This is a genomic window from Mitsuaria sp. GD03876, assembly GCF_029840635.1.
Classification (GTDB): domain Bacteria; phylum Pseudomonadota; class Gammaproteobacteria; order Burkholderiales; family Burkholderiaceae_C; genus Roseateles.
Genome location: NZ_JAOCCU010000005.1, coordinates 161,612 through 186,587, shown reverse-complemented (window position 1 = coordinate 186,587; position 24,976 = coordinate 161,612). Strand labels below are relative to the sequence as shown.

Annotated in this window: 22 protein-coding genes; 2 read left to right on the top strand and 20 right to left on the bottom strand. The window is 72.7% G+C overall.

Translation table 11 applies throughout. The features are described from left to right. Window position 1: 1 nt before the first annotated feature. The 7 genes from N5D62_RS05400 to N5D62_RS05370 all read right to left on the bottom strand — a co-directional run bounded on the left by N5D62_RS05400 (window position 2) and on the right by N5D62_RS05370 (window position 6,691). The gene (locus N5D62_RS05400) at window positions 2-964 is read right to left on the bottom strand and encodes a PA2778 family cysteine peptidase (RefSeq protein WP_279756606.1); all 963 of its coding nucleotides are present in this window, start codon (window positions 962-964) and stop codon (window positions 2-4) included. Between the two features lie 41 nt (window positions 965-1,005). Beyond that, the gene (locus N5D62_RS05395) at window positions 1,006-1,452 is read right to left on the bottom strand and encodes a PA2779 family protein (protein WP_279756605.1); all 447 of its coding nucleotides are present in this window, start codon (window positions 1,450-1,452) and stop codon (window positions 1,006-1,008) included. Between the two features lie 199 nt (window positions 1,453-1,651). Continuing rightward, on the bottom strand, window positions 1,652-2,476 hold the full coding sequence (locus N5D62_RS05390; protein WP_279756604.1) for a hypothetical protein: 825 nt from the start codon (window positions 2,474-2,476) through the stop codon (window positions 1,652-1,654). Window positions 2,477-2,692: 216 nt separating this feature from the next. Continuing rightward, on the bottom strand, window positions 2,693-2,917 hold the full coding sequence (locus N5D62_RS05385) for a DUF350 domain-containing protein (RefSeq protein ID WP_091733655.1): 225 nt from the start codon (window positions 2,915-2,917) through the stop codon (window positions 2,693-2,695). Window positions 2,918-2,995: 78 nt separating this feature from the next. Then, the gene (locus tag N5D62_RS05380) at window positions 2,996-4,597 is read right to left on the bottom strand and encodes a DUF4178 domain-containing protein (RefSeq protein WP_279756603.1); all 1,602 of its coding nucleotides are present in this window, start codon (window positions 4,595-4,597) and stop codon (window positions 2,996-2,998) included. Between the two features lie 33 nt (window positions 4,598-4,630). Continuing rightward, on the bottom strand, window positions 4,631-5,686 hold the full coding sequence (locus N5D62_RS05375; protein WP_279756602.1) for an SPFH domain-containing protein: 1,056 nt from the start codon (window positions 5,684-5,686) through the stop codon (window positions 4,631-4,633). 75 nt (window positions 5,687-5,761) lie between these two features. Continuing rightward, entirely contained in the window at window positions 5,762-6,691 is a 930-nt protein-coding gene (locus N5D62_RS05370) for a LysR family transcriptional regulator (protein ID WP_279756601.1), read from the bottom strand. 198 nt (window positions 6,692-6,889) lie between these two features. Here N5D62_RS05370 and N5D62_RS05365 point away from each other — a divergent pair, with 198 nt between their 5' ends. Beyond that, window positions 6,890-8,245 (top strand): MFS transporter, encoded by a 1,356-nt coding sequence (locus N5D62_RS05365; protein ID WP_279756600.1) that lies wholly within the window; start codon window positions 6,890-6,892, stop codon window positions 8,243-8,245. On the opposite strand, the gene N5D62_RS05360 is transcribed toward N5D62_RS05365, so the two are convergent. The 8 genes from N5D62_RS05360 to N5D62_RS05325 form a co-directional block, all read right to left on the bottom strand. Further along, window positions 8,217-9,335, bottom strand: coding sequence for an ABC transporter substrate-binding protein (locus N5D62_RS05360; RefSeq protein WP_279756599.1), 1,119 nt, complete (start codon window positions 9,333-9,335; stop codon window positions 8,217-8,219). The genes N5D62_RS05365 and N5D62_RS05360 overlap by 29 nt on opposite strands. Window positions 9,336-9,439: 104 nt before the next feature. Then, on the bottom strand, window positions 9,440-10,177 hold the full coding sequence (locus tag N5D62_RS05355; RefSeq protein ID WP_279756597.1) for a hypothetical protein: 738 nt from the start codon (window positions 10,175-10,177) through the stop codon (window positions 9,440-9,442). After that, window positions 10,174-11,649: an aminotransferase class III-fold pyridoxal phosphate-dependent enzyme gene (locus tag N5D62_RS05350; protein ID WP_279756596.1), complete on the bottom strand. Its 1,476-nt coding sequence runs from the start codon at window positions 11,647-11,649 to the stop codon at window positions 10,174-10,176. Before N5D62_RS05350 ends, N5D62_RS05355 begins: the two co-directional genes overlap by 4 nt. Before the next feature lie 98 nt (window positions 11,650-11,747). Beyond that, on the bottom strand, window positions 11,748-12,410 hold the full coding sequence (locus tag N5D62_RS05345) for a class II aldolase/adducin family protein (protein ID WP_279756595.1): 663 nt from the start codon (window positions 12,408-12,410) through the stop codon (window positions 11,748-11,750). Beyond that, window positions 12,407-14,008: an FGGY-family carbohydrate kinase gene (locus tag N5D62_RS05340; protein ID WP_279756593.1), complete on the bottom strand. Its 1,602-nt coding sequence runs from the start codon at window positions 14,006-14,008 to the stop codon at window positions 12,407-12,409. The genes N5D62_RS05345 and N5D62_RS05340 overlap by 4 nt, the downstream gene beginning before the upstream one ends. Beyond that, entirely contained in the window at window positions 14,008-14,946 is a 939-nt protein-coding gene (locus tag N5D62_RS05335; RefSeq protein ID WP_279756592.1) for a TorF family putative porin, read from the bottom strand. The genes N5D62_RS05340 and N5D62_RS05335 overlap by 1 nt, the downstream gene beginning before the upstream one ends. A gap of 91 nt (window positions 14,947-15,037) precedes the next feature. Beyond that, on the bottom strand, window positions 15,038-15,496 hold the full coding sequence (locus N5D62_RS05330) for a DUF2147 domain-containing protein (RefSeq protein WP_279756591.1): 459 nt from the start codon (window positions 15,494-15,496) through the stop codon (window positions 15,038-15,040). A 112-nt stretch (window positions 15,497-15,608) separates the two neighbouring features. Beyond that, complete coding sequence (locus tag N5D62_RS05325) at window positions 15,609-16,790, bottom strand: MFS transporter (RefSeq protein WP_279756590.1); 1,182 nt, start codon at window positions 16,788-16,790, stop codon at window positions 15,609-15,611. Between the two features lie 113 nt (window positions 16,791-16,903). Between N5D62_RS05325 and N5D62_RS05320 the strand changes: the two genes are divergently transcribed. Beyond that, complete coding sequence (locus tag N5D62_RS05320) at window positions 16,904-17,605, top strand: helix-turn-helix domain containing protein (protein WP_279756589.1); 702 nt, start codon at window positions 16,904-16,906, stop codon at window positions 17,603-17,605. Here the strand turns inward: N5D62_RS05320 and N5D62_RS05315 are convergent, their stop codons facing one another. The 5 genes from N5D62_RS05315 to N5D62_RS05295 are packed head-to-tail and all read right to left on the bottom strand — an operon-like array spanning window position 17,606 to window position 24,958. After that, window positions 17,606-18,988, bottom strand: coding sequence for a TolC family protein (locus N5D62_RS05315; protein WP_279756588.1), 1,383 nt, complete (start codon window positions 18,986-18,988; stop codon window positions 17,606-17,608). Continuing rightward, window positions 18,978-20,297 (bottom strand): HlyD family efflux transporter periplasmic adaptor subunit, encoded by a 1,320-nt coding sequence (locus N5D62_RS05310; RefSeq protein ID WP_279756587.1) that lies wholly within the window; start codon window positions 20,295-20,297, stop codon window positions 18,978-18,980. The genes N5D62_RS05315 and N5D62_RS05310 overlap by 11 nt, the downstream gene beginning before the upstream one ends. Beyond that, window positions 20,294-22,447, bottom strand: coding sequence for a type I secretion system permease/ATPase (locus N5D62_RS05305; protein ID WP_279756586.1), 2,154 nt, complete (start codon window positions 22,445-22,447; stop codon window positions 20,294-20,296). The genes N5D62_RS05310 and N5D62_RS05305 overlap by 4 nt, the downstream gene beginning before the upstream one ends. Further along, entirely contained in the window at window positions 22,440-23,300 is an 861-nt protein-coding gene (locus tag N5D62_RS05300) for a toxin-activating lysine-acyltransferase (RefSeq protein ID WP_279756585.1), read from the bottom strand. Before N5D62_RS05300 ends, N5D62_RS05305 begins: the two co-directional genes overlap by 8 nt. Then, a complete protein-coding gene (locus N5D62_RS05295; protein ID WP_279756584.1) occupies window positions 23,297-24,958 on the bottom strand; it encodes a protein adenylyltransferase SelO family protein in 1,662 nt (553 codons plus the stop codon). The genes N5D62_RS05300 and N5D62_RS05295 overlap by 4 nt, the downstream gene beginning before the upstream one ends. Window positions 24,959-24,976: the final 18 nt, after the last annotated feature.

Here is a 24,976-nt window from a genome sequence, read left to right as displayed (position 1 = left end):
CCTACATGCCGCTGCCGATCTTCTTCTGCAGCGCCTTGTACTGGTCCAGGCGCGGGCCGCCGAGCGCGACGGCGCGCTCGATCGCGAGCGAGGCCTTGTAGCGCTGGCCCTGTTCCAGCAGCACCTGCGCGAGGTTGTTCCAGCCCTCGGGGATGTCGGGCCGCACGTCGGTCAGCCGCGCGTAGGCCTTGGCCGCGGCGCGGCGGTCCTTGGCGGCGTAGGCGGTGTTGCCCGCGCCCAGCAGCAGCACCGGCTCGCCGGGCCAGCGCGACAGCGCGGCGGTGTAGCCCTTGCGCGCCGCGGCGCCATTGAGCCGCTCCAGCGCCGCCAGCGCCGCGCCGGTCTGCGCGCCGTCCAGCGACGCCGGCAGCACGTCCGGCGGCAGCGTCGTCATCGCCCAGTAGTCGCCGCGCGCCCAGGTGCGCTCGAACACCGGCAGCTCGACCTCCTGCCGCGCGGTCTTGCCGCTGTGCAGCAGGATCGTGCGGCGCTGCCGGTCGTAGCCGACGGCGACCGCGTAGTGCCACACCGGCATCACGTCCAGCGACAGGTTCTGGAACACGATCACCGGATGACCGGCGGCGACCTCGGTCAGCAGCGCGTCCAGCCGCGGCGGCAGCACGTAGGCCGGCAGGCCCTGGCGCCGCACCGCGACCAGCATCTCGGTCTGCAGCGAGCCCTTGCGGCCCGGCAGGAAGACCTGCGGCTTGAGCTGCTCCACCGTCGCGGTCTTGCCGGCGGTGCGCAGCAGCATCGCCAGCGCGGCCGGGCCGCATTCGTAGTCGTCCTGCGCGATGAAGGGCGTCTGCGCGGACAGGTCCACGTGCGCCGGCAGCTCGGCCGGCCATTGGCGCTCCAGCGCGCCGAGCTGCGGCGGCGTGCTCGCGCAGCCGCCCAGCAGCAGCGCGACGGCCAGCATCGGTGCGGCCAGGAGCGGCGCGCGGCGGAGCCGCGTCGATCGCATCGAGGGCATCGAAGGCGTGGCGGCGGCGCGCATCCCGGACCTCAGCGGATCGAGCGGGTGAAGGGGAAGACCTTGGTGAAGCCCAGGATGTCGGTCACCAGCAGGATGACGAAGACCGCGAAGATCACGCCCAGCACGTCGCCGCCGGCCGGGGCCTGCGCGATGCGGCCGTCCAGCGAGCGGATCTCGTCGTCCGACATCGCGTCCACGCGCGACTGCGCGGCCGATGGGTCGACGCCTTCCTTGACCATGGCCTGGCGCACGTCCTCGCGGGCGAAGAAGGCGTTGACGCGGGCGCGGCTGTCGGCGACCGAGCCGGCCGGCGTGGCCGGCTGCACCAGCGCGTCGGTCGGCACGACCTGCGCGACGGCGTGCATCGGCAGCGCCATCAGCGAGCACGACACGATCAGCGTCGACGCGATCGCGCGCTTGGCCAGCGAGGGGCGGGTGGCGGGGGCGGCTTGCGCCAGGGTCTGTTCTTGGTTCATGGGGGACCTGGAATTGAAAGAGCGATGAAATCCTAGGTCCGCCCCGGGCGCTGTTACAAGTTCGATTACCGGGCGTCACATCGGATGCAACTGGGCGTCCAAGTCCGGCTTGAAGAACGTGTTAAGACGCGCGCCGCGCCGATCGGCGCCCATCGCGGGCCGATCCGTCCCGATCGACCGCGAGCAACGGCTTTCTGCGTCAGCGCTCGCAGCGCGGCGCGCTGGCGCTGCGCAGGATCCAGCGATCGCCCTTGCGGGTCAGTTGCGCGAGCGAGGCCAGCGTCCCGATGGCGCAGTTCGACGGATCGACCTCGGCGAACTGCTCGAGCTCCACCGTGTCCGCGTCGCGCCAGCGCATGAAGCGGAAGCTGATCGGCGCCTGGTCGGGCGCGGGCTGGAACTTGTAGCGCTCGACCAGCTTGCCGTCGGCCAGGCTCCAGACGACGACGCCGTTGAACTCGGCGCCGGGCGACGCATGCGTCACCACCAGATGGCGGCCGTCCGGCGAGGGATGGGCGTTGCCATGCATCTCGTAGCGGGTGCCGTCCTCGCGCGAGATCCACAGCAGCTCGTCGCCCGCGCTCAAGCTCACCCGCACGACGTAGAAGGCGCGGTCCGGCGACAGGCCGTCGAGCCGGTAGTCGACATAGGGAATGCTGGCGTCGGCCGGGTCGGGGCGCAGGCTGTCGAGCACGACTGGGCGGCCCTGCGCGACCGGCAGCATCAGGCGCAGGCCGTCGCGGCGCGCCGCGATGCCCGCGCGTCGGAGGACGCGGCTTTCGGCGTCGGCGCGGAAGGCCTCGTCGGAGCCTTCCTCGGGCGCCGCCATGCCGGGCCGCGCGGAGGCGGCCTCGGGCGTGATGAAGGTGCCGCGCGGCGCGATCCCGGTCGGGGCGGGCGCCTTGGCCGGCTTGGGCGGCGGCAGCGGCGTGGACGCGGCCCGGGCGCCGACGCTGAGGGCGAGGAGGATCGGCGCGATCGACAGGATCAGCGCGGTGGCGCGGGCGGGAGCGGAAGCGGGCATCGGACAGGCGGGCGGAGGCCGACGTGGTCGGCGGGCGCGCGAGTCTAGGGGGCGGCCGGCGGCGCGGTCCAGGCGGGCTTACCGCTGGTGACAACGCGCCTTCGGCGGTGGCGTGGCGCCGTGAACTCGGTCACGAACCGCGGAGAGGCCAGGCCGCGGCAGGCGGCGAGGCTCGCCGCGCGAAGGCAGGGGGCTCGTGGCCGGCCGGGTGCGGCGTCAGCCGTGGATCGCCGCCGCGACGATCTGGCCGATCGAGATGCACATCGCCGCGACGACCACGGCCAGTGCCATGTTCTTGTGCTCGACGATCTCTTCCCACAGCTTGTACGGGGTCAGCTTGTCGATGATGACGAAGCTGATCCAGAACACCAGCACGCCGATGACGGCATACAGGATGGAGCCCAGCACGATGGCGGGCTTGAGCCATTCGAATCCTTCCATGTCGTTCTCCTGGTCGGTCGTTCCGAGTTCGTTGGGGTGATCGTTGGGATCGAGGTCGAGGTCAGCGCGTCGCGGCGCTCACTTGTGTCCGCCGCCGCCGCTGCTGTAGCCGCCGAAGGAGCCGCCGCTGGAGCCGACATAACCGACCCCGCTGCCGCGGCTGCTGCGCTTGCACTGCTGGTACTCCGCGCTGCTTTCGCCGTAGGTGGACTTGTAGCGGTCGCAGTCGTCGCTGCTGCAGGCGCGCAGCAGCGCGAACAGCACCGCGATGACGAGGATCGCGATCACGATGTTGCGCAGCAGCTTGCCCTGGTCCATGCCGGAGGACACGTCGCGGCGCAGCGCCGGCATCTTGTCCTCGGGCAGCGAGAAGAAGCGCCGGACCTCGGCCGCGTCGATGGCGCGGCCATGGCTCCAGGTCACCTCGTTGCCGGTCTGCTCGCTGCTGAGCAGCTCCAGCCGCGTGCCGATTCGGGATTCGAAGTCGCGCACCAGCGCGCGTTCCTCGCGCTTGACGCGCCAGTAGAACTCGCCCAGCACGTAGGTGACCTTGGCCGGGTAGGTCCACTTGAGGCTGAAGTCCTTGTCCTGGTAGCGGACCGACTTCCCGCGGGCATTGGACGGCGCGCCGGTGATCGGGCGCACCACGCTCCAGCCGTCCTCGGTGTCGACGAGGAAGGCGAAGCCCTCCATCTTGTTGAACAGCAGGTACTCGCGCCAGAAGGTCTGCTCGTCCTCGCTGGACTCGGGGATGTCGCAGCGCTCCAGGTAACCGACGACCTGCCAGGACTGCGGCGTGCCGCCTCCGATCGCCAGCAGGCCGGTCGTGCCCAGCGGGATCTGCGGCTCGCCGCCGGTGTTCTGGCGGAAGGCCGCCAGATCGGCGCCGGCGCCCTTGGAGATGTCGACGACCGACTTGCACTGCCCGCAGACGATGGACTGCGTCGTGTCGAGCCGCGGTTCGAGCGAGGCGCCGCAATTGGGGCAGGGCAGCGCCTTGGATTTCAACGAGGCGCCGCTCTCGTCGCGCAGGCCCGTCAGTTGCAGGTCGGCCAACTGGACCGAGCGGCCGATGGACCAGCCCGGCTGCGCGGGATCGCTGTACTCGAGCGTCGCGACCTCGCCCTGCGTGTTGCGCAGATCGACGATCGGGTAGCTCTTGTCCAGCCGCGGCGGATGCGGCAGCTCGCCCTGGGCGGCGGCCACCGTGCCGTCGACGATCGAGGCGACCTGCCAGGCCGTGCCCGCCAGCATCTGCAGCCCGCCGGGGCGCAGCGTGGACGGGTCGGGCGCGGGCTCGGCCAGCGGCGCGTCGAAGCTGATGACGAAGCTGCCGTTGTCCTCGGACAGCCAGCCGCTGCGCGGCGGCTGGTCGGCGCTGGCGTCGAAGAGCAGGTGCCACTCGTTCCAGCCGCCGTCGGCATACGACATCTGCAGCCGGCCGACGACGACGAAACCCGCGCCGGCATGGCGCCCGGCGGCGCCGAGCTGCAGCGGCGAGTAGTCCTCGAACAGTTCCGCGCTGGTGCCGATCTTGCGCAGCGTGTCGCCGTCACGCAGCAGCGTGGCGCGGCAATAGCTGCAGACGGCGCTGGCGGACGCGGCCGAGGCGAACTCGACCGGTGCCCCGCAATTGGGGCACTGCGCCTGCCAGCGGCGCTGGGGGGAAGCGGTAGCCAATCCGGGTCCGGAAACGGAGCGCGCCCGCGGGCGTCAGCTGAGTTTCTTCAGCAGCTCGGCCTTCTTGGCCGCGAATTCCTCATCGGTGAGGATGCCCTTGGCCTTGAGGTCGCCGAGCTTCTCGAGCAGCAGCAGCACCTCGTCGGCGCCCTGGCTGACCGGTTGCGGCTGCACCGGCTGGGCGGCGGCCGCGGCGGCCTGGTTGGCGCCGGCGAGGCCTTGCGACAGCTGCTGCGCCATGGTCTGGCCCAGGGCCAGGCCCGCGCCCAGGCCCATCGCGTCGCCGGCCACGCCGCCGCCGCCGGAGCCCACGCCCTCGGCCAGCTTGGGGATCGCCTGCGCGGTCTGGTACTGCATGAACTGGCCCATGTTCTGGCCGATCATGCCCATGCCGATCTTCTGGTCGAGGATCTTCTGCAGCTCCTCGGGCAGCGAGACGTTCTGCAGCGTGACCATCTCGAGCTTGAGGCCGAGCGCGTCGAAGGACGGCTGCGTGGCTTCCTGCAGCGCCTTGGCGAACTCGACCTGGTTGGCCGCGAGGTCCAGGAACGGGATGCCGGACTGGGCGACGGCGTCGCTGATGTGCTGGAGCATCAGGCCGCGCAGCTGGCCGTCGAGCTCGGTGACGGTGTAGCGCTCGCGGGTGCCGGAGATCTCGGTGTGGAACTTCTTCGGGTCGACGACGCGGTAGCTGTAGTTGCCGAAGGCGCGCAGGCGCACGGCGCCGAAGTCCTTGTCGCGGATGGTGACGGGCTGCGTGGTGCCCCAGCGCTGGTCGACCTGCTGGCGGGTGGAGAAGAAGTAGACGTCGCTCTTGAACGGGGACTCGAAGAGCTTGTCCCAGTTCTTGAGGTAGGTCAGGACCGGCAGCGTCTGGGTGGTCAGCTTGTACATGCCGGGGCCGAAGACGTCGGCCACCTTGCCTTCGTTGACGAAGACGGCCATCTGCGACTCGCGCACGGTGAGGGAGCCGCCGTACTGGATCTCGAAGTCCTGCATCGGGAAGCGGTACGCGAGGACGCCGTTGTCGTCCTCGGTCCACTGGATGATGTCTATGAACTGTTTCTTGATGAAGTCCATCAGGCCCATGGCGCTGCTCCACGAAAGGCGCGGTCCAAGCCGACCGCCGGCGGGGAGTATCCCCCAGCGCATGCGCGCCCTTGGTCACCCTGAGGGGGGAGGTTCCCCGGATGGCAGCCGGCAGACCGCCCGCACGGTCTCCCGCAGCCACTGGTGCCCCGGATCGCGGTCCATCCGCGGATGCCACATCTGCGAGACCGTGATCGGCGCCGTCGCCACCGGCAGCGGGATCGCGCGCAGCGCACCGCTGGCCAGGTCCTGTCCGAAGAAGGTCGACGGCACCAGCGCGACCAGGTCGGTCGACGCGGCGATCGACAGCGCGGCGCGGAAGGTGGGCACCACGACCGACACGCGTCGCGCCAGGCCCAGCGCGGCCAGCGCCTCGTCCACCGGTCCGGCGCGGCGGCCCCGGCGCGAGGTGACGACGTGGCCGCAGGCGGCGTAGCGGGCGGCGTCCAGCGGCGGGGCGCTCAGCAGCGGATGCCCGGCCCGCACCGCGGCGACGAAGTGGTCGCGGTACAGCGCCTGCAGGCGCACCTCGGGCCCGGACTCGCCGAGCACGCCGATGTCCAGGTCGATCAGGCCCTCGCGCAGCGGGCGGACATCCTTGTCGGGCTTGGGCGCGAAGCGCAGGCAGACGCCGGGCGCCTCGCGGGCGGCGCGCTCGACCAGGGCCGGACCGAAGGCCTCGATGAAACCGTCGTTGGTGCGCAGCGTGAAGGTGCGCGCGAGCGTGCGCAGGTCCCAGCCGGCGCCGGCGGGCTGCAGCACCGCCCGCGCGCCCTGCGCGAGCTCCCGCACCTGCTCGCGCAGCGCGATCGCATGCGGCGTCGGCACCATCGCGCGGCCGGCGCGCACCAGCAGCGGATCACCGGTCGCCTCGCGCAGCCGCGCCAGCGTGCGGCTCATCGCCGACTCGCTCAGGCGCAGGCGCTCGGCGGCGCGCGCGACGCTGCCCTCGGCGAGCAGGGCGTCCAGCGCGGTCAGCAAATTCAGATCGATGTCGTCGGCCATCCGGCGACGCTAGCACGGCACCACGCCGGGCATGGGCGTGACGGCGGCGTGCGAACGGCGCGCGAATGGCGTGCCGTGCAGGGTGTACCTGCGCGTCACGCGCTGGTCCAGCCGCGGGGCGGCTCCTATGCTGATCGCCAAGTTCCTTCCATCCCCGATCCCATGTCCACGCCTTCCCCCGACTCAGACGGCCTGCCGATGCCGCGACGACTCGTCGCGGTGGCCGCGATCCTCGGCGCCATCGTGCTGGTGGTGCTCGACGGCGCCATCGCCAACGTCGCGTTGCCGCCGATCGCGCAGCAGCTGAACGCCTCGCCGGCCGACACCGTCTGGGTCGTGACCGCCTATCAACTGGCCGTCGTGATGTTCCTGCTGCCGGCCGCCGCGCTCGGCGAGCGCCTGGGCTACCGGCGCGTGTTCACCGGCGGCGTGGCGCTGTTCACCGTCGCCTCGGCGCTGTGCGCGATGGCGCCGTCGCTGGCCTGGCTCGTCGCCGGCCGATGCCTGCAGGGCCTGGGCAGCGCGGCGGTGATGCCGCTGGGGCTGGCGCTGCTGCGCTTCACCTATCCGAAGCGCCTGCTCGGCCAGGCCATCGCCTACAACGCGCTGGCCGTGGCGGGCGCCTCCGCCGCGGGCCCGGCCGTCGGCGCCGCGATCCTGTCGGTGGCGAGCTGGCCCTGGCTCTTCGCGGTGAACCTGCCGCTGGGCGCGCTGGTGCTGCTGGCCGCGCGCGGGCTGCCGGCCACGCCGGGCACCTGGCGGCCGCTGGACGGCTGGAGCGTCGCGCTCAACGCCGGCATGTTCGCGGCCTTCGTGCTTGGCGGCGACCGGGTGCTCGAGGCACCGGCGGAAGGCGGCGCGCTGCTCGCCGCCGCGGTCGCCTGCTTGGTGCTGCTGGTCCGTCGCGAACTGCCGCGCGCCGCGCCGCTGATCCCGCTGGACCTGCTGCGCTCGCCGTCATTCCGGATGTCGGTGATCGCGTCGGTGTGCTGCTTCACCGGCCAGATGGCGAGCTATGTCGCGCTGCCGTTCTACATGCACCACGTGCTGGGCCTGAGCGTGCTGGCCACCGGGCTGCTGATGACGCCGTGGCCGCTGGCGGTGATGGCGGCCGCGCCGATGGCCGGGCGTCTGGCCGACCGGCTGCCGACGGCCTGGCTGTGCGCGGCCGGCGCTGCCTGCCTGGCGGCGGGCCTGGCGCTGTGCGCGGTGTGGCCGGCGCAGGCCGATCCGCGGCCGTCGCTGGTGGTGTTCACCGCGCTGGCCGGGCTGGGATTCGGTTTCTTCCAGACGCCCAACAACCGCAACATGCTGCTGGCCGCGCCCCAGGCGCGCAGCGGCGCGGCCGGCGGTGCGCAGGCGGTGGCGCGGCTGACCGGCCAGACGATCGGCAGCCTGTCGATGGGGATGCTGTTCGCCGCGATGCCGGCGTCCCGGGCCTCGCACCTGGGGTTGGCGATGGCCGCGTGCTTCGCGGTGGCGGCGGGGGTGGTGAGCCTGTTGCGCGGCGCGGCCGCGCCGTCCTTCAGCGCCGGACCTTCCCATCCTCGGTGAGGATGGTCATGTCCACGTAGCGCGAGCCCGCGTGGCGCTGGCCCGAGAAGTTGATGAAGAAGCCGCCCAGGTTGAGGTCGTTGAGCCCCTCCAGCCCGTTGATGATGCTGTCGGGCGTCGGGTTGTTGCCGGCGCGGCGCAGCCCCTCGACCATGGTCTTGGCGGCGATGAAGCCTTCCATCGCCGTGTAGCTCAGGTCGCGGCTGGCGGCCTTGGAGCGCTGGATGTATTCGCTGGCCACCGGCGTCAGGCCGGAGAACGGGAAGGGCACGACCTGCGACACGACCACGCCGCGCGCGTCCTTGCCCAGCTCCGCCGCCAGTGCCTGCGCGCCGACGAAGGACAGGTTGTAGAAGTTGCCCAGGTAGCCGTTCTTGCGCGCGGCGCGGATCAGCGCGGCGCAGGACTTGTAGGCGGCGATCTGCACGATGCACTCGGGCTGGCCGGCCATCAGCGCGGTCAGCGCGGCGGCGACGTTCTCGGAATTGCGCTCCACCGTGCCCGTCGACACCGGCGCCAGGCCGCGCTGCTTGAGCGCCGCGGTCACGCCGGCCAGGCCCGCCTGGCCGTAGCTGTCGTTCTGGAAGAAGACCGCGACCTTCTTGATGCCCACCGAGGTGATCTGCTTGACGATCTCCTCGGTCTCGTCGTTGTAGGACGCGCGAATGTGGAAGAGCTGGCGGTTGAAGGGCGAGCGCAGCGCCTCGGCGCCGGTGAAGGGCGCCACCAGCGGCACCTTGGCCGCGGTCAGCAGCGGCAGCGCCGCCAGCGTGGTGGGCGTGCCGACGTAGCCGAACAGCGCATGCACGCCGTCCTCGATCAGGCGGCGGGTGTTGGCGGCGCAGCGCTCGGGCTCGTAGCCGTCGTCCAGGCTGCGCAGCTCGATGCGCCGGCCGTTGACGCCGCCGCGCTGGTTGACCTGGTCGAACACCAGCATCGCGCCGGCCTTGAACTGCTCGCCGAGCTCGCGCGCCGGGCCGATGAAGGGCGCGGACTGGCCCAGCATGATGCGTGCGTTGTCGGCGAAGGCGGGCAGGCTGCCGGCGCCGGCGAGGGCGGCGAAGTTCTGGAGCAGGTGGCGGCGGTTCATGAGGCGGGGGGGAGTCGTCCATCAGGCGCTCGAGGAGCGGGGCGCGAGCGCGCGGGGACGGAAATTGGACCATCCACGCCCGGTTCCGGTCCGTGACTTTGGTCTCAATATCCCCGGGTTTCCTCCGGTAGGCAGCCTCGCCGGACCTGATCGCGGGCCCGCGCCTGCTCCTTCATGAGCCGTCCGTTGGCGACGTGCCGCACCAGCCAGGGCAGCGTGCGCACGCGCGCGCCGCCGGCCGCGGCGCTCACCCAGGCCTTGGCGCATTTCTCGAAGAGCTCCGCGTTCAGCGCGAGCCGGTCGGGCGTCATGCCCAGCAGCAGCACCTGGCCGGCGTGCAGCGCGGCGTTGCCGCCGCCCGACAGCGCGCGAGGCAGGCGGGCGAGGTCGTCGGTCGGTGGCGCCATGCGGCCGAGCTGGCGGATCTGCTCGTCGAAGACCGAGGGCATGCAGCCGCCGAAATCGGCCAGCCGCCGGCCGAAGGCGCCGCCGCCGACCAGCACCGCGCAGACGTCGTCGCGCGCCGCGTAGACCGCGCGGTGCAGCGCGATCGCGGCCGCCGTGGCCGCGGCGCTGACCGCCGCGGACCGGACGAGGAGCGCGGGGGGAGCGTCGCCGGTCGCCAGCGGCAGCGGCCGGGCGAGCGCGTCCGCTTCGGTTCCCCACCACATCCTTCGGGTGGCGGGGTCGCGCACCGAGAGGCTGTCCGCGCGCGCCATCAGCAGCCCGCGCGCGAGCAGCCGTTGCCGCAGCGCGTGCCAGGCCGCGCCGCCCGGGTCCGTGTCGCCGCCGAGGGCGTCGCCCGCGACGGCGGCCCGGCCGGTCTCGCTGTCGGCGTTCATGTCAGCGCGAAGACGTCGTCGAAGCGGTTGAGCGCGTCGTCGATGACCTCGTCGGTGTCGGCCAGGCTGGTGTAGAGCCGGCTGCCCGCCACCGAGATCAGCCCGTGCGCGGTGAACGCCGCGCCCATCTCTTCCATCATGTGCTTGCGGCGTTTCGCCTCGTCCTTGACCCGGAGCAGCTTCCACAGGCTGCTGGTGTCCAGCAGCAGCACGCCCGAGGTCTGCAGGTGGACGATGGAGCCGATGTTGTAGGCGACGTAGGGCAGCCCGCGTCGCAGGATGATCTCCTCCAGCCCCTGCCGCAGCCGGTCGCCGGCGCGTCCGGCCGCCGCGGCGGCGCCGGTCCGTTCCATCTCCAGCAGCGCGTGGTAGCCCGCCACGCAGCTCAGCGGGTTGGCCGACAGCGTGCCGCCGACGAAGGCCCGCCGCGACGTGGTGCCGATGCCGCCGACCAGCGACATCATGATCTCCCGCTTGCCGCCGATCGCGCCCGCCATCGGGTAGCCGCCGGTGAGGCACTTGCCCAGCACGGTGAGGTCGGGCGTGACGCCGAACCAGGCCTGCGCGCCGCCCATGCCGGCGCGGAAGCCGGTCACCACCTCGTCGAAGATCAGCAGTGCGCCGAACTCGTCGCAGAGCGCGCGGACCTGCGCGTTGAACTCGCGGTGCACCGGCCGCGTGCCGCTCTCGGGACCGAAGGGCTCCAGCAGCACCGCCGCCGTGCCGCCGCGCAGCCGGTTCCAGCGCAGCAGCCGGCGCAGCGCCTCCGGGTCGTTGGGCAGGCACTCCTGCGTGTGGGCGGTCGCGCCGCGCGGGATGCCGACGGCCTCCATCCGGCCGGTCTTGGGCAGGCGCATGCCGTAGACCAGCTGGTCGCTCCAGCCGTGGTAGGCGCCGCCGATCTTGATCACGCGGCGGCGCCCGGTGAAGGTGCGGGCCAGCCGCACCGCGCCCATCACCGCCTCGGTGCCCGAGCCCAGCATGCGCAGCATCTCCACGCCGGGCATGTGGCGGCAGACCTGCTCGGCGAGCTTGACCTCGTATTCGTGCAGCAGGCCGGTGACGGGGCCGCAGTCGTCCAGCAGCGCGTGCACCGCGTCGCGCACCGCCGGCGGGTTGCTGCCGAGCAGCGTCGGGCCGCCGGCCTGCAGGAAGTCGATGTAGCGGTTGCCGTCGATGTCGGTGAGGTGGGCGCCGTCGGCGCGCGTGATCGCGAGCGGGAACGGATGGTTGAAGGCGAGGTTGTGCTGCACGCCGCCGGGGATGACCTCGGCCGCGCGCGCCGCGAGCCGCTTGGAGCCGGCGCAGCGTTCGTCGAACCAGCGCAGCACCCGCGGCATCGCGTCGGGGCGGATCGGCCGCATCGGCTGGTTGACCAGCGCGGCGAAGCGCTCGTGGAGCGCGTGGGTGTCCGGCCAGGTCGGGACGGCCGAGCCGGAGGAGGCTCCCGACGAGGCGCCGCGCACCGGCACGGAGGCGGCCCCGGCACCAGCCCCGGCAGTGGCTCCGGCAGTGGCTCCGGCAGGGCCAGCAGGGGCGGCGGTGGATGAATGTGAAGCAGACGTCGACATCACGGTCCCTTGGGATGGATCAGCAGGTCGCGCACCGCGGCGAGCGGGAGCCGCAGGGCGGGCTCGCGGCGCGTGCGCGCGTCGATGCGGGTGGCCAGGAGGTCGCGGGCGAGCGCCTCGAGGTGCTCGACGGCCTCCAGCGCGGTGGCGCTGTCGGCGGCGCAGCACAGGATGCCGTGGTTGCGCAGCAGGTAGGCCTGGCGCTCGCGCCGCACCGCGCGGGCGAGCTTGCCCGCCAGCCAGGACGTGCCCGACGGCGCGTAGCCGACCACCGGCACGTCCTCGCCGAGCCAGTGGCGTAGCGCGCGGGGCACGGCCAGCGGCTCGCCGATCAGCGCGCAGGCGCTGGCCAGTGGCTGGTGCGTGTGGATGCTGCAGCCGACGTCCGGCCGCGCGCGCAGCACGCGGGCATGCAGCCCGGTCTCCACCGACGGCTTGCGGGCGCCGCCGCTCGCGTCGTCGACGACGGACAGGTCGGCCAGGCGGAGCACGCAGACGTCCTCGGGCCGCATCGCGAGGTAGTCGGTGGCCGACGGCGTCACCGCGACCAGGTCCGGGTCGATGCGCAGCATCAGGTTGCCGCCGGTGCCGGCGAAGTAGCCGCGCTCGGACAGGCGCAGGCACAGGTCCACGACATGGCGGCGAGCGTCCGCGTGGTTCATGCGGGGGCTCCCGTCGCGCTCGCGCGATTGAGGCGGTGGTACAGCGGCGCCAGTCGCGCGCGGACTTCCTTGAAGGCCTCGAACTTGTCGCCGTAGAGCCGGCGCAAGGCGGCCGCGGGCTCGTAGATCCGGCGGGTGCGGCGCAGCGCCGCGAGGTCGCCGAAGCGCAGCGCGCCGGTGCCCACGCCGGCCAGGAAGGCCGCGCCGATCGCGTTGGCCTGGATCGGGCTTTCCAGCTGCCGGATCGGCTGCCCGGTGACGTCGGCCAGGATCTGGCACCAGACGTCGCTCTGCGCGCCGCCGCCGACCGCCGCGATCGTGCCGGGCGAGCGGCCCAGCAGCCGGCCGAAGGGCTCCATCATCCAGCGCGTGTTCAGCGCGACGCCCTCGAGGAAGGCGCGGAAGATGTCCTCGCGCGAATGCTCCAGCGACAGGTTGATCAGCCCCGCGCGCAGCAGCGGGTCGTCCACCGGCGTGCGTTCGCCGAAGAGCCAGGGCGTGTAGATCAGCCCGCGCGAGCCCGGCGGCACGCGCGCGGCGATGCGGTTGAGCACCTCGTAGACGGCGGGATGTTCCTCGTCGGCGGCCAGTTCGTCGGGGTGGTAGAGGATGCGGTCGCGCAGGAAGGACAGGTTGGCGCCGGCGGTGGACTGCAGCGCCAGCGCCAGGTAGCGCTGCTCGACCGCGCAGGGCACGGCGGCGATCTTGTGGCGGACGTCGGTGCGCATGCTCGGCACGTGCGCGCCCAGCCAGGACGAGGTGCCGAGGTAGAGGTGGGTCTCGAAGTCCGTCACCGCGGCGCTGACCGCCACGGCCGAGGTGTCGACCGCGCCGGCGACGACCGGCGTCGTCGGGGCCAGGCCCAGCCGCGCGGCGACCTCGGGCAGCAGCGGGCCCAGCACGTCGGTGGGGCGGACGATCTCGGGCAGCTTGCCGGCGTCCAGCCCGAGCGCGTCGATCAGGCGCCGGTCGTAGCGGATGCGCGCGGGGTCACGGTTGTCGGTGACCCAGCTGGCGAGGATCGAGTCCTGCGTCGCGCAGACGCGGCCGCAGAGCCGGTAGTTCAGGTAGTCCAGCGCGTTGAGGAAACAACGCGTGGCCTCGTAGACGGCGGGCTGCTCGTCGCGGACGAAGGCCATGTGGCCGGCGGCGTCGCGGCCGGTCAGCGAGGGCGCGCCGCCGGTCAGGCGCAGCCAGCGCCAGAGCTTGAGCGGCGCGTAGCCCTCCACGTTGAGCCAGCGGCCCCGGGCGCGCCGCCCGATCGCGGCGGCGCCGCGCGCGTCCAGCCAGCTGAAGGCGTTGCCGATCGCGCGGCCGTCCTGGCCCAGGCAGACGGTGACCTCGGTCTGCGTCGAGCAGCACACCGCCGCGACGCGGCGCCGGTGCCCGTCGTCGCCGGCCAGCGCCTCGGCGGCGGCTTCCAGCAGCGCCTGCCACCAGGCCTCGGGATCCTGCTCGGCGCGCACGCCGGCCACCTGCAGCGCCACCGGGCGGAAGGCCCAGGCCAGCACCCGGCCGTCCAGCGTCACCAGCGCGCACTTGCAGCCGCTGGTGCCCAGGTCCACCGCCAGCACCAGCGGCGTCACGTCCTCGGTCATCAGAACTTTCGCGAGACCGAGACGACGAGCCGGTCGTCGTCCTGGCGCTTCCAGCCGTCGCCGTCGGGGATCATGAAGAGCTCCGGCCGGTGCGTGCGGGTCGTGACCCATTCGGCGGTCCAGCTGAAACCCCAGCGCTGGTGGGTCACGCCGATCGAGTAGTCGCTGAAGTCGGCCTCCTTGAAGTGGCGGATCTTCTGCGTGCCGGCATGCAGGTTCAGCGTCGTGGTCGGGGTCAGGTCGTAGCGGTAGCCGAGCTCGTAGAGCATGCTGCCGCGCGAGTTGTGGTCGCCGCGCAGGTAGCACTCGATCGCGGGCGTCGGGTCCGCGCCGGCGGCCAGGATCTGGCCGCAGACGCCGCCGGTGTCGGCGCCGCGGTAGGTGCGAGAGAGCACGTGCAGGATGCGGCCTTCGAGCTTGCCCCAGCCGATCTCCAACACCGCGTAGGCGGTGTCGTAGCGGGTGCGGCGGAAGTCGACCGGGACGCCGGCCTCGAGGTCGAGGCCATGCGGCGCGTCGAACTTCGCGCCGGGGAAGAACTCCTTGGCCAGGCCGACGCCGAAGTGCCACGCGTCCGGATCGCCGAAGCGGTAGCCCGTGCCCAGCAGCAGGTTGACGCCGTCGCCGTCGGTGAAGGCCTTCTTGCTGACGGTGGACAGCTGGGCGAGGGCGATGAAGCCGGATTCGTGCGCGAGCTGGACGCTCAGTTGCCCTGCGGGCTTGCGGCCCGAGTCCGAGATGCCGCGGTTGCGCAGGTCGGACAGCAGCTTGGCCTCGACGTCGATGGCCATCGTGGCGATGCCGTCGTCGGCGCGCGCGGCCGGCGCGGCGAACGCCGCCAGCACGGCGAGGATGCCGAGCGCGAGGCGCGGCGCGCGGACGCCGGCGTTGGCGGCAACGTGGGCAGGGGCAGGGACGTGGGCAAGGCTGCGGGTCATCGCGTGGCTCCTCTTCTTGGTGGTGTCGTGTGCGGTCGCGGGGAGGCGTCCGGGTTCGGGTTCCGATTCGCAGGGCGGCGATGCGTCGCCGTCAGGACTTGCAGGCCGGCGTGGCCGGCAGTTCCGCGACGCGCTTCATCTGTTCGGTCTGGCCGAGGATCTCGGTGCCGATGAAGGCGCGCACGTACAGGTCGCCGCCCTTGACGCGCAGCGCGCCCTTGTACTTCTTGCGGTCGCGCGGGTCGAAGACCCAGCCGTCGCGCCAGGCCTCGTTGTCATAGCGCTCGAGCTGCGCGATCTGGACGCCGCAGGTGTCGTTCGCCTTGCCGGCGTCCTTGTCCCAGACGATGCGGCCGCACAGCGCGCCGGCCTTGTCGGCGCAGGGCTTGAACTCGATCACCGCGCCGCCATCGGCGCTCAGCCACAGGCCCTTGGCGTCGTCCGGTCCCGCCGCGAACGCCGGGGTCTGAATCAGCGCGGCGACCAAAGCCGCCATGACCAGCCCCGCCGTGGGGAAGCGCCTGCGCAAGACCGCTTGTCCGTGTGTCATCGCGTGTTCTCCCGAGGGCGATGCCCTCGCGCTGTTTCGGTAGTGATGGCTATAAATATAGCGATGACTACCGAACCGGGATTGCGGAGAAACCCTGTCGGGCCGCGCTCCGTCAGTCGGCGGACGGACGCAACGGCGCGCGCGTCAGCGGCAACGCGAGGATCGCGAGCACGGCGAAGCCGGTGGCGACGAAGGGCACCGGGGCGACGTCCTCGCCGGTGACGACCAGCGAGGCGATCAGCGGCCCGAAGGCGCTGCCGAACAGCTGGGCCGCCGGCACCAGCGACGCGACCTGCCCGCTGCCGTCCACCCGCATGGCCAGGGCCATCTGGAAGGGCAGCATGAACAGCCAGGTGAAGGTGAACAGGCCGCACAGCACGGCGAAGGCGACGGTGCCGCCTTGCGCGGTGCGGGCGACGCCGAAGGCGCTGAGCCCGAGCACGACGGCGCAGCCGAGCAGCGCGGCGCGCACCGGCAGGCGCCGGACCAGCGCGGTGCCGACGCTGCCGCCGAGCACCTGCATGCCCAGCCCGGCGGCGATCAGCGTCTGCACGGCCAGCGGCGAGAAGCCGGCCCGGGTGCCGAGCGGCTCGGCATAGGCCCACAGCGCACCCAGCGTGGAGAGCTGGAGGAAGGCGACCAGCAGCGTGCCCAGGCGCGGCCGCGTCCAGGCGAAACCGATGCCGGCCTGGCTGACGGTGGGCACCAGCGGCCCGAGCGGCCGCGCGAGGCCGGCGGCCAGCGCCGCGACCACGACGCACAGCGCGGCCAGCAGCGCGAAGGCGCCGGGCCAGCCCTCGACCGGGATGACGAGATGCGCCAACGCCAGGCCGAGCACCGCCTGCGTCAGCGTCTGCACGACGAAGAACAGGCCGGCCAGGCGTTCGGGCGCGGCCGAGCGGACGATGACGGCGGTGGTGCTCCAGACCATCACGCCCTCGGCGACGCCGGCGGCGGCGCGGACCAGGCCGAGCGCCAGGTCGCCGCTGGCGCGCATCGTCAGCACGTGCAACGCGGCCGCCGCGAGGGCCGCGATCGCGGTGATCGACCGCAGCGAGCGCGCCGGCAGCCACAGGTCGCCGATCAGCACGCCCAGGCCGAGGGCGACGATCTCGCCCATCGCGACCAGTCCGACGCCTTCCAGCGTGACGTGACCCGCTTCGAGCAGCGCGCCCAGCAGCAGCGGCTGCAGGCCCAGCATCAGCAGCGCGACGGAGCCGACGGCGATCGCCAGGACCTGGGCGCCGCGGGCGCCAGCGGTCGACGTCGGGCCGGTGAGGGGCAGGGTGGTCATGGCGGCGCAATCGTGACGATGGAGGATGGTGGGCGATCTTATAGTCATGGCTATCTTTCCGGATCGCCCGCGAACCTGGAAGAATCCCGCAGCCTTCAAGTCGATCGATGCCCATGCCGAATCCGCGCCGCAAGTCTCCCGAATCCTCGTCGCCGTCCTTGCCCGCGGTCCCGGCCGCGCCGGCGCCGGCGCTGGCGACGAAGAAACAGCCCGCGCAGCAGCGCGCCGCGGAGACCTACGAGCGCATCCTCGAGGCGGCGGCGCAGACGCTGATCGAGGTCGGCGTGGAGCGGCTCTCGACCAACCTGGTGTGCGAGCGCGCCGGGGTGTCGCCGCCGGCGCTGTACCGCTACTTCCCCAACAAGTACGCGTTGCTGCATGAACTCGGCCAGCGGCTGATGCAGCGGCAGAACGAGTGCGTGGAGAAGTGGATGTCCGTGGAGGTGGTCCAGCGGGGCCTGCCGGCGCTGGAGGAGGCGCTGGCGGGGCTGTTGCTGGACACCTACGAGGCGACGCGCCAGACGCCGGGCGGCGTGTGGATCATGCGGGCGATGCGGGCGGTGCCGGCGCTGCAGGAGGTGCGGCTGACCTCGCACGCGGCGGTGACGGAGGCGCAGACGCAGCTGCTGGTCAAGGCGCTGCCGGGGGCGAAGCGCGCGGAGCTGAAGCTCGCGAGCCGGATCGTGGTGGAGCTGGTCTACGCGACGGTGGAGATGCTGTTCGACGAGAGCCTCAAGCCGAAGGATGTCGCACGGATCACGGCGGGGATGCTGGCGAGCCACCTGACGAAGGTGATGCCCGCGGGGGGGCGCTAGTCACTGCGTGGCCACGGGCGACCGCCAGGCCGTCCGGGCCGTGGCGATGCGCAACTGGGCCGTGGCCACGGCCAGGCTGGTGAGGGCGTCGATGCGGGCTTCCCGGGCATTGACCAGGGCCGTTTCCGCCCCGATGAGTTCCGACAGGTCACCGACGCCGTGGGCGAAGCGCCGCTGGGCGGAGGCGAAAGCCTCCTCCGCGGTCGAGACGGTCGCCGTGGCGATGCCCAGGCTGTCCCGGGCCGCGAGCGCGTCCTCGTGGATCAGCGTGGCATCGAGCAGCGCGCGCTCCCGTGCCTTCTCCAGCTCGGCGATCCGCTGCTGGACCAGGGCGGCGGCCTGGTCCTTCAGCGCCGAGCCCCGGAAGCCGTCGAACAGCGGAATGTTGACCGCGATGGAGGCCACCCGCTCCGTCGCCCGCACGGAGGACAGGCCGACGGTGGGGCGGCCGTTGCGGTAGTAGTCCAGGCCGGCATCCACCGTGGGCAGGGTCTCGGCCCGCGCCTGCCGGACCCGTTCCCGCGAGGCGTCCAGCTGGGCTTGCGCCGCCTGCACCGCCGCATTGGCCGCGAGCACCTCGCGGACCAGTTCCTCGGCGGACGGAATCCAGGCGTCCTGCGCGTCGGGCGGTGCGGCGGCGATCTCGAACGGCCCGTCACGCCCGACCAGCGAGGCCAGCGCGGATCGCGCCTTCGTCAGCGTCGCCCCGGCCGCGCGCTCCTCCAGGCGCGTCCTGCCGACGAAGGCCTGCGCCTGGCGGACCTCGAAATCGCTGGCCGCCCCCGATCCGGCCTTGCGCTGCACGCTCTCCAGCGTGCCCTGCGCCAGCGCGACCTCCTGATGTCTCAGGACGCTCGTGGCCTCGGCGCGCTGGCGATCGAAGAAAGCGGATGCGGCGGCCTGGATCGCCTTGTCCCGGGCGTCCACCGCGTCGGCCTCGACGGCGCGCAGGCCCAGCCGTTCGACCGCCACCGCATGCGCGCGCGCGCCGAAGTCGTACAGCCGCCAGGAGATGGCGCCGGACAGGGAGGTGCTGCGCAGCCGCGTGCCGGCTTCCGGCCCGGCGTAGTCGGTGCGGTCGACGACGCGCGAGGCGCTCGCCGTGACCTGGGGATAGAGCGAGGACCGCGCCACGGCGAGCTGTGCGTCCTGGTGACGGACCTGCGCCTGCGCGATCGCCAGTTCGGCGCTGTGGCACAGCGCGAGGCGCGTCACGTCGTCCAGCTCCAGCGGTTGCGTCGATGCAGGCGCGCCGCCCGCGCAATCGTCCGGGCCGGGGCCGGGCGGGAGCGCCCAGGCCACGCGCGCGCCGCCGAACGCCAGCGCCGCGGCCACCAGCGGCGGAACGGTCCGGGCGCCCGGCCAGCGGCGCCTAGCGCTCATTCAAGGACTCCCGGGCATGGCGAAGCAGGGGGGACAGCAGGTACTGCAGGACGGTGCGCGTCCCGGACTTGATGTTGATGCGCGCGCCCATGCCGGGACCCAGGCGGACCGGCTTGCCGTCGACGACGATCTGGGCGCTCGCCAGCTTCAGCCCGATGGCGAACTGCGGTCCCCGCTTCTCGTCGGGGACCATGTCCGCCGAGACCTGGACCACTTCCGCGATCACGGTGCCGAAGCGGGTGTAGTCGAACGCGTCGAACTTGACCTCGGCCCGCTGCCCGGCGCGCAGGAAGCCGATGTCCTTGGCGTCCACGGTGGCCTCGATCTCGAGCTCGTCGTCCTGCGGCACGACCAGCAGCAGCGGCTGCGTGGCGGCCACGGCCGCGCCCACCGTGTGCACGTTGAGCTGCTGGACATGGCCGTCCACGGGGCTGACGAGGAGGGACTGCCGGCCCTTGAGCGAGGCGCGCTCCAGGTCCGCGCCCCGGGCCTTGGCCGTCTTCTCCGCGTCGATCATGGCGGCCAGCGCCTCGCGGCGGAGCTGGTCGACCAGTTGCTCGCGCTGCAGGCGCACGGCCTTGACCTCGGCCTCGAGGTCGTCGACCGCCTGGCGCTTGTCGAGCCAGGCATGCGCGGCCACGTCGCGGTGCTCGACCAGCGCCTCGTAGTCCGCCGCGCGCTGGCGCGCCAGCGCCAGGCTGGATGCGCCGTGGGCGAGCTGGACATCGAGCTGGGTCAGCCGGGTCATGAATTCCCGCCACTGGGCGTCCAGGTTCTGCGCGGTCTGCAGGCATTCGACGGCGGCGTCGCAGGGGCCCAGGCTCGGCGGGCTCATCGTGACCAGGCCGCGCAGCAGCGCGGCCGCCTTGCGCCCGTCCAGCCGGGCCATCTGGAGGTCCACCTCCGACTTCTTGCGGTCCGCGTCGGCGGCGATGCTGTCCAGCCGCAGCAGGCGGTCCCCGGCCTTGACCGCCTGGCCCTCGACGACATCGATGGATTCGACCGTCGCCGTCTCGACCGCCGAGATCGTGCGGGTGTGCGACGACGGGATGACCTTGCCGGTGGCCTGGATGACGATGTCCACGCGCGAGAAGGCCGCCCAGGCCAGCGTGGCCGCCATCAGCAGCATCAGCGTGTAGGCGGTGATCCGCGTCGAGGCGGACGCCGGGCGTTCCTGGATGGCCAGCACCGCGGGCAGGAACTCCGCCTCCTGGGCGGTGCGGGACACGGCCTGGCGCGTCTCGCGATCGGCCCAGGCCTGCCGCAGGATGCGCCAGTACCGTGCCAGCAGCGTGGCGGTGGCGTTCACGTGGCTTCCTCCCACGCCGGCGCGGCGAGGCGCGCCGCGCGGTCGCCCACGCCCGCCTGGGAGCGCCACAGCATCGCGTAGATCCCGCCCGGCTGCCGGATCAGCGTGTCGTGGTCGCCGCGCTCGGCGACCTGGCCGCGCTCCATCACGACGATCTGGTCGGCCCCCATCACCGTCGACAGGCGGTGCGCGATGATGATCACCGTCCGGCCGCGGGCGATGTCCTGGAGGTTCTCGTGGATCGCGCGCTCCGACTCGAAGTCCAGCGCGCTGGTGGCCTCGTCGAATATCAGGATCCGCGGATCGTTCAGCAGCGCGCGCGCGATCGCGATGCGCTGCTTCTGGCCGCCGGACAGCCCCACGCCGTTCTCGCCGATGCGCGTGTCGTAGCCCTCGGGCAGCTCGCAGATGAACGCATGCGCGCCCGCGAGCCGGCAGACCTGGACGATGTCCTCGAAGCTGGCGTTGGGACGCGTGACGCTCAGGTTCTCCTTGATCGACCCGGTGAACAGGAAGCTCTCCTGCAGCACCGTCCCGATCTGCCGGCGATAGGTCGTCAACTCGAGGTGCGACACGTCGACGTTGTCGACGCAGACCTTGCCGCGCTCGGGCAGGTACAGGCGCTGCAGCAGCTTGGCGATGGTGCTCTTGCCGGAGCCGGACCGCCCCACGATGCCCACGACGCTGCCCGCGGGGATGTCCAGCGAGACGCCGCGCAGGATCTCGGGGCCGTCGGGCCGGTAGCGGAAGCCGATGTCGTCCAGGCGCAGGGCGCCGCGCAGCCGGGGCGCCTCGGGCTTGCCGCGGGCGCCCTCGGCCGGCATGTTCAGGATGTCGCCCAGCCGTTCGACGGACACGGAAGCCTGCTGGAAGTCGTTCCAGAGCTGGGCCATCCGCAGGATGGGCGAGGCGACCTGTCCGGCGAACATGTTGAAGGCGATCAGTTCGCCCACGGTCATCGCGCCCTGCATCACCTGCGAGGCGCCGAACCACAGGATGAGCGCGCCCGACACCTTGTTGATGGCCGTCGCGGCGCCGGAGGCGGCCGCGGACACGCCGGTGACCTTCAGGCTGGCGCCGACGTAGGCGGCCAGGTGCCGGTCCCAGCGCTCCTGCCATCGCGGCTCGAGGGACAAGGCCTTGACCGTGTCGATGCCGGTCACGGACTCGACCAGGAAGGACTGCGACGCGGCGTTCCTGGCGAACTTGTCGTTCAGCCGGCGGCGGATGATCGGCGTGAAGACGAAGGACACCGCGGCGTAGAGGGGCATGGCGGCCAGCGGGATCAGCGACAGCGGCGGGCTGTACCAGACCATCATCGCCAGGAAGACCGAGGAGAAGACCAGGTCCAGCACCAGCGTGATCGCGTTGCCGGTCAGGAACGAGCGCAGGTGCTCCAGCTCGCGGACCCGGGCGATGGAGTCGCCGACCCGCCGCGCGTGGAAGTAGCCGATGGGCAGGCTGAGCAGGTGGCGGTACAGCCGCGCGCCCAGTTCCACGTCCATCTTGCTGGTGGCCAGGTTGAAGGCCACGGTCCGCAGGAAGGTCAGGGCCACCTCGAAGAGGATGGCCGCGCCCAGCGCCACGCCCACCACGTCGAGCGTCTGCACCGCGTGGTTCACGATCACCTTGTCCGTGACGACCTGGAAGGCCATCGGCGTGGCGAGCCCGATCAGCTGCAGCGCCAGCGAGATGGCGAGCACCTCCGCCAGGACGCGCCGGTGCTTGACGATCGCCGGGATGAACCAGCTGAAGTCGAATCGGGCGAGGCTCCCGGCCAGCGACTCCGCGGTCTGCAGCAGCACCAGCTCGCCGGACCAGAAGGACAGCAGACCGGCCTGGTCCATCACCTGGGGCGGCGAGCCCGGGACCTGGAGCAGGACCTTGTCCACGCCGTCCTCCTCGAAGGCCTTGGCCAGGACGAAGCAGCCCCCGTCGCGCGCCAGCGCGATCGCCGGCAGCGGCGTGCTGGCCAGCCGACCGGGCTGCTGCCGCAACGGCTTCGCGCTGAAACCGGCCGAGCGCGCGGCCAGGACCAACGCCTGCGGCGACCACGGCGCCTCGCCGAACTCATGCAGCAGGCGCTGGCCGTCCAGCGGGTGCTGATGAAAGTCCGCGATCAGTTGCAGGCACGACAGGGCGCTATGCATCGTGGGTTCCTCGCGCGGTCTCGGCGGCGCGCTGGCGGGGGTGGAGGACATGCCGGCGGCCGCGTCGTCGGTACAGGACCGTCGCGCCATCCCGGCGCTCGGCCTGGAGGAACAGCGGCAGCAGGTGCCGCAGATGGCCGAAGGGCGCGGCGATGTCCAGCACGCGGACCACGCCGCCCCGGCCGGGGGAGGCGCCCGGGCGCCACTGCCAGACGACGTAGGCGGCCGGGTGTCCTTCCGCGCCGAAGTACACGGTCACCCGCCGATGCGGGTGGCTGCCGAGCAGTGCGCCGACGGCGTCCCGCAGCGGCAGGTCCTGGTGATGGGCGCTCTCGCCCTGGACCGTGAGCACATGGCCGAGATGGGCGAGGTCCACGCCGGCACCGGCGCGCGCGCAGCCCGCGGCGGCGGCCTGGCTCGGGGTGTCCCGCCCGTGTCGAGGGCGGGAGAAGTAGCTCACCGGCCCGGCGTCGCGCAGCACCGCGCGACGCATCGACAGGAAGGCGCTCATCGCGTGCCCCGGCAGGGCGCGGGCCAGGAGGATCCAGAAGTGGGTGCCTTCGTTCCACTGGCTCGGGTGGAGCCGGTTGCCGTAGGGCGCGCGCAGGGACGCGTCGACGTCGTCGGCGAGCATGGCCCAGACCATGAAGGCCACCGGCCTCGACGCGACGTCCCGATGGACGCGCAGCCGACGCTGGTGGATCGCGGGCAGCACCAGTTCGCGCAGGCGCCAGGGCGTCAGCTCGGAGGGCGCGCCGCTCCCCAGGTCGACGGACGCGACGGCGCCGAGCTGCGTGGAGAGGGCCTGCACCGCCGGATCGGCCGGCGAGAAGACGGCGTGGTACGGCTTCAAGACGCGGGCCCGCCGTCGGGCCAGGTCCCGCGCGTCAGCGACCGGGCGAGATCGATCGCCGGCTTCCAGGCGCGAACCCGGGCGCGGTGGCCGGCGTCGACGGGGCGGGTCTCGTCCTGGATGTGCGACCACAGCGCGCGCGACGCGGCGTCCTCGTCCGGGCGCGTGTCGGCCAGGGCCCAGGCCCCGTGGGCCACCCGCTCGTCGATGAAGCGCTGCCAGTCCGGGGCGCCGCCGCGCAGTTCGGCGGTGATGTCGCGCGCCAGTTGCACGCGTACCAGCCGCGGCAGCGGCGCAGCCAGCCGAAGCGCGTTGAGGGCGCGCCATCGCCGGGCGGACCGCCGTTGCGCGGGTTCGGCGCGGGCATCGTCCTCCAGGGAGAAGCAGGCGTCGACCAGGCGCGCGATCGCGGGCCCGGAAACGCCATGCGCATCGAGCTCCCGTGCCGCGCAGGCAGGCGACTCCGCGCAGGCCAGCAGCGCCAGGAGCATGGGCAGATGACCGTGGCCGCCCATGCGGCGGGGCATCTCGTCGAGCAGGAAGGGGGCCGCGCCGTGCAGCGGCGTGACCGCCAGCGCCGCGTCCGAGAAGCGCTGGCGGAGGGCGCCCGGCACCGCCAGGGCCTCGGCCTCCGTCCGGCCGGTCAGCTTGACGAGCTCGATCGCCGTGCGGTCCGCCAGCGCGGCGTGGAAGGCCTCGACGAGGCGCGGCCCCGATCGCGCCACCTCGGGGCCCGACGGATCGCCCGCGTAGCGGGACATGGTGAAGACGAGGTTGCGCAGCGAGAGCAGCATGGCCTGGTCTTCCTGCCAGAACGGGAACTTGCCGACCGAGGTCACCGCGGGCCCGAAATCGGACAGCGCGGTGGCCGTGCCGAAGTCGATCAGCCGGCCGTCCATGGCGATGTTGGAGCAGTTGAGCGACCCGTGCGGAATGCGCTTGGCGCGCGCGGCGGCGATCTGGGCGGCGAAGCGGTGGACCGTGTCCAGGAGCACGTCGACCAGCCGCGGGGCCGAGGGGCGGCCCGGCGATTCGCCGTGGAGGCACTCGACCAGCGCGCGGACGCTGTCGCGGGTGCGGGCCACGTCCTCGAGGTGCGTGCGCAGACCGGCACCCGGCGGAAAGAAGTTGGGCGCGCGCATGAAGTGGGCCGGCCGCACCGCCCGTTCGCGGAGCAACAGCGCGCGGGTCGCCGATCGGGTGCTCCGGGACGACTCCAGGAAGGTGGTCGTCCCGGTCGCGACGATCGCCAGGCTGCGCACGCTGCCCCAGGGCAGCGCCGCCGCGTAGACCTCGCTCCAGACCGCCTCGCGCACGGCTTCCGATAGCGTCAGCCCGCCATGGGCGAAATCGGGGTCGGACGATTCGCCGATCAGCGGCGTGCGGCCGATCCCCTTGACCTGGAACGGGCCGTCCAGGGCGGAGCGCCCGCTGCCGCCGTTGGCGCCGACGCCGCGACCGCCGTACTTGTCGGCGAACGCCAGGCGGCGCTCGTCCGCGAAGGCGGCGGGGTCGTCGTCGGGGTGCGGCACGCACCAGAAGCTGTCGGGAAGCGCCGCCGCGGCGGCCCGGTCCGGAGTGGTCCACAGGACCTTCGGCGCCCGCAGGCGCGTGACCGGGAACGCCGCGAAGCTGGCGCGGGGCAACTCGAAATGCATGCGGGGAAGGGGCCCGGA

Excerpts from the sequence above, each read along its gene's own strand:
- N5D62_RS05345 (WP_279756595.1), bottom strand. The coding sequence starts at position 12,410 with ATGAACCACGCGGACGCTCGCCGCCATGTCGTGGACCTGTGCCTGCGC.
- N5D62_RS05385 (WP_091733655.1), bottom strand. The coding sequence starts at position 2,917 with ATGGAAGGATTCGAATGGCTCAAGCCCGCCATCGTGCTGGGCTCCATC.
- N5D62_RS05315 (WP_279756588.1), bottom strand. The coding sequence starts at position 18,988 with ATGAGCGCTAGGCGCCGCTGGCCGGGCGCCCGGACCGTTCCGCCGCTG.
- N5D62_RS05370 (WP_279756601.1), bottom strand. The coding sequence starts at position 6,691 with ATGGCCGACGACATCGATCTGAATTTGCTGACCGCGCTGGACGCCCTG.
- N5D62_RS05330 (WP_279756591.1), bottom strand. The coding sequence starts at position 15,496 with ATGACACACGGACAAGCGGTCTTGCGCAGGCGCTTCCCCACGGCGGGG.
- N5D62_RS05390 (WP_279756604.1), bottom strand. The coding sequence starts at position 2,476 with ATGCCCGCTTCCGCTCCCGCCCGCGCCACCGCGCTGATCCTGTCGATC.
- N5D62_RS05375 (WP_279756602.1), bottom strand. The coding sequence starts at position 5,686 with ATGGGCCTGATGGACTTCATCAAGAAACAGTTCATAGACATCATCCAG.
- N5D62_RS05320 (WP_279756589.1), top strand. The coding sequence starts at position 16,904 with ATGCCGAATCCGCGCCGCAAGTCTCCCGAATCCTCGTCGCCGTCCTTG.
- N5D62_RS05395 (WP_279756605.1), bottom strand. The coding sequence starts at position 1,452 with ATGAACCAAGAACAGACCCTGGCGCAAGCCGCCCCCGCCACCCGCCCC.
- N5D62_RS05325 (WP_279756590.1), bottom strand. The coding sequence starts at position 16,790 with ATGACCACCCTGCCCCTCACCGGCCCGACGTCGACCGCTGGCGCCCGC.
- N5D62_RS05400 (WP_279756606.1), bottom strand. The coding sequence starts at position 964 with ATGCGATCGACGCGGCTCCGCCGCGCGCCGCTCCTGGCCGCACCGATG.
- N5D62_RS05295 (WP_279756584.1), bottom strand. The coding sequence starts at position 24,958 with ATGCATTTCGAGTTGCCCCGCGCCAGCTTCGCGGCGTTCCCGGTCACG.
- N5D62_RS05305 (WP_279756586.1), bottom strand. The coding sequence starts at position 22,447 with ATGCATAGCGCCCTGTCGTGCCTGCAACTGATCGCGGACTTTCATCAG.
- N5D62_RS05340 (WP_279756593.1), bottom strand. The coding sequence starts at position 14,008 with ATGACCGAGGACGTGACGCCGCTGGTGCTGGCGGTGGACCTGGGCACC.
- N5D62_RS05355 (WP_279756597.1), bottom strand. The coding sequence starts at position 10,177 with ATGAACGCCGACAGCGAGACCGGCCGGGCCGCCGTCGCGGGCGACGCC.
- N5D62_RS05335 (WP_279756592.1), bottom strand. The coding sequence starts at position 14,946 with ATGACCCGCAGCCTTGCCCACGTCCCTGCCCCTGCCCACGTTGCCGCC.
- N5D62_RS05360 (WP_279756599.1), bottom strand. The coding sequence starts at position 9,335 with ATGAACCGCCGCCACCTGCTCCAGAACTTCGCCGCCCTCGCCGGCGCC.
- N5D62_RS05365 (WP_279756600.1), top strand. The coding sequence starts at position 6,890 with ATGCCGCGACGACTCGTCGCGGTGGCCGCGATCCTCGGCGCCATCGTG.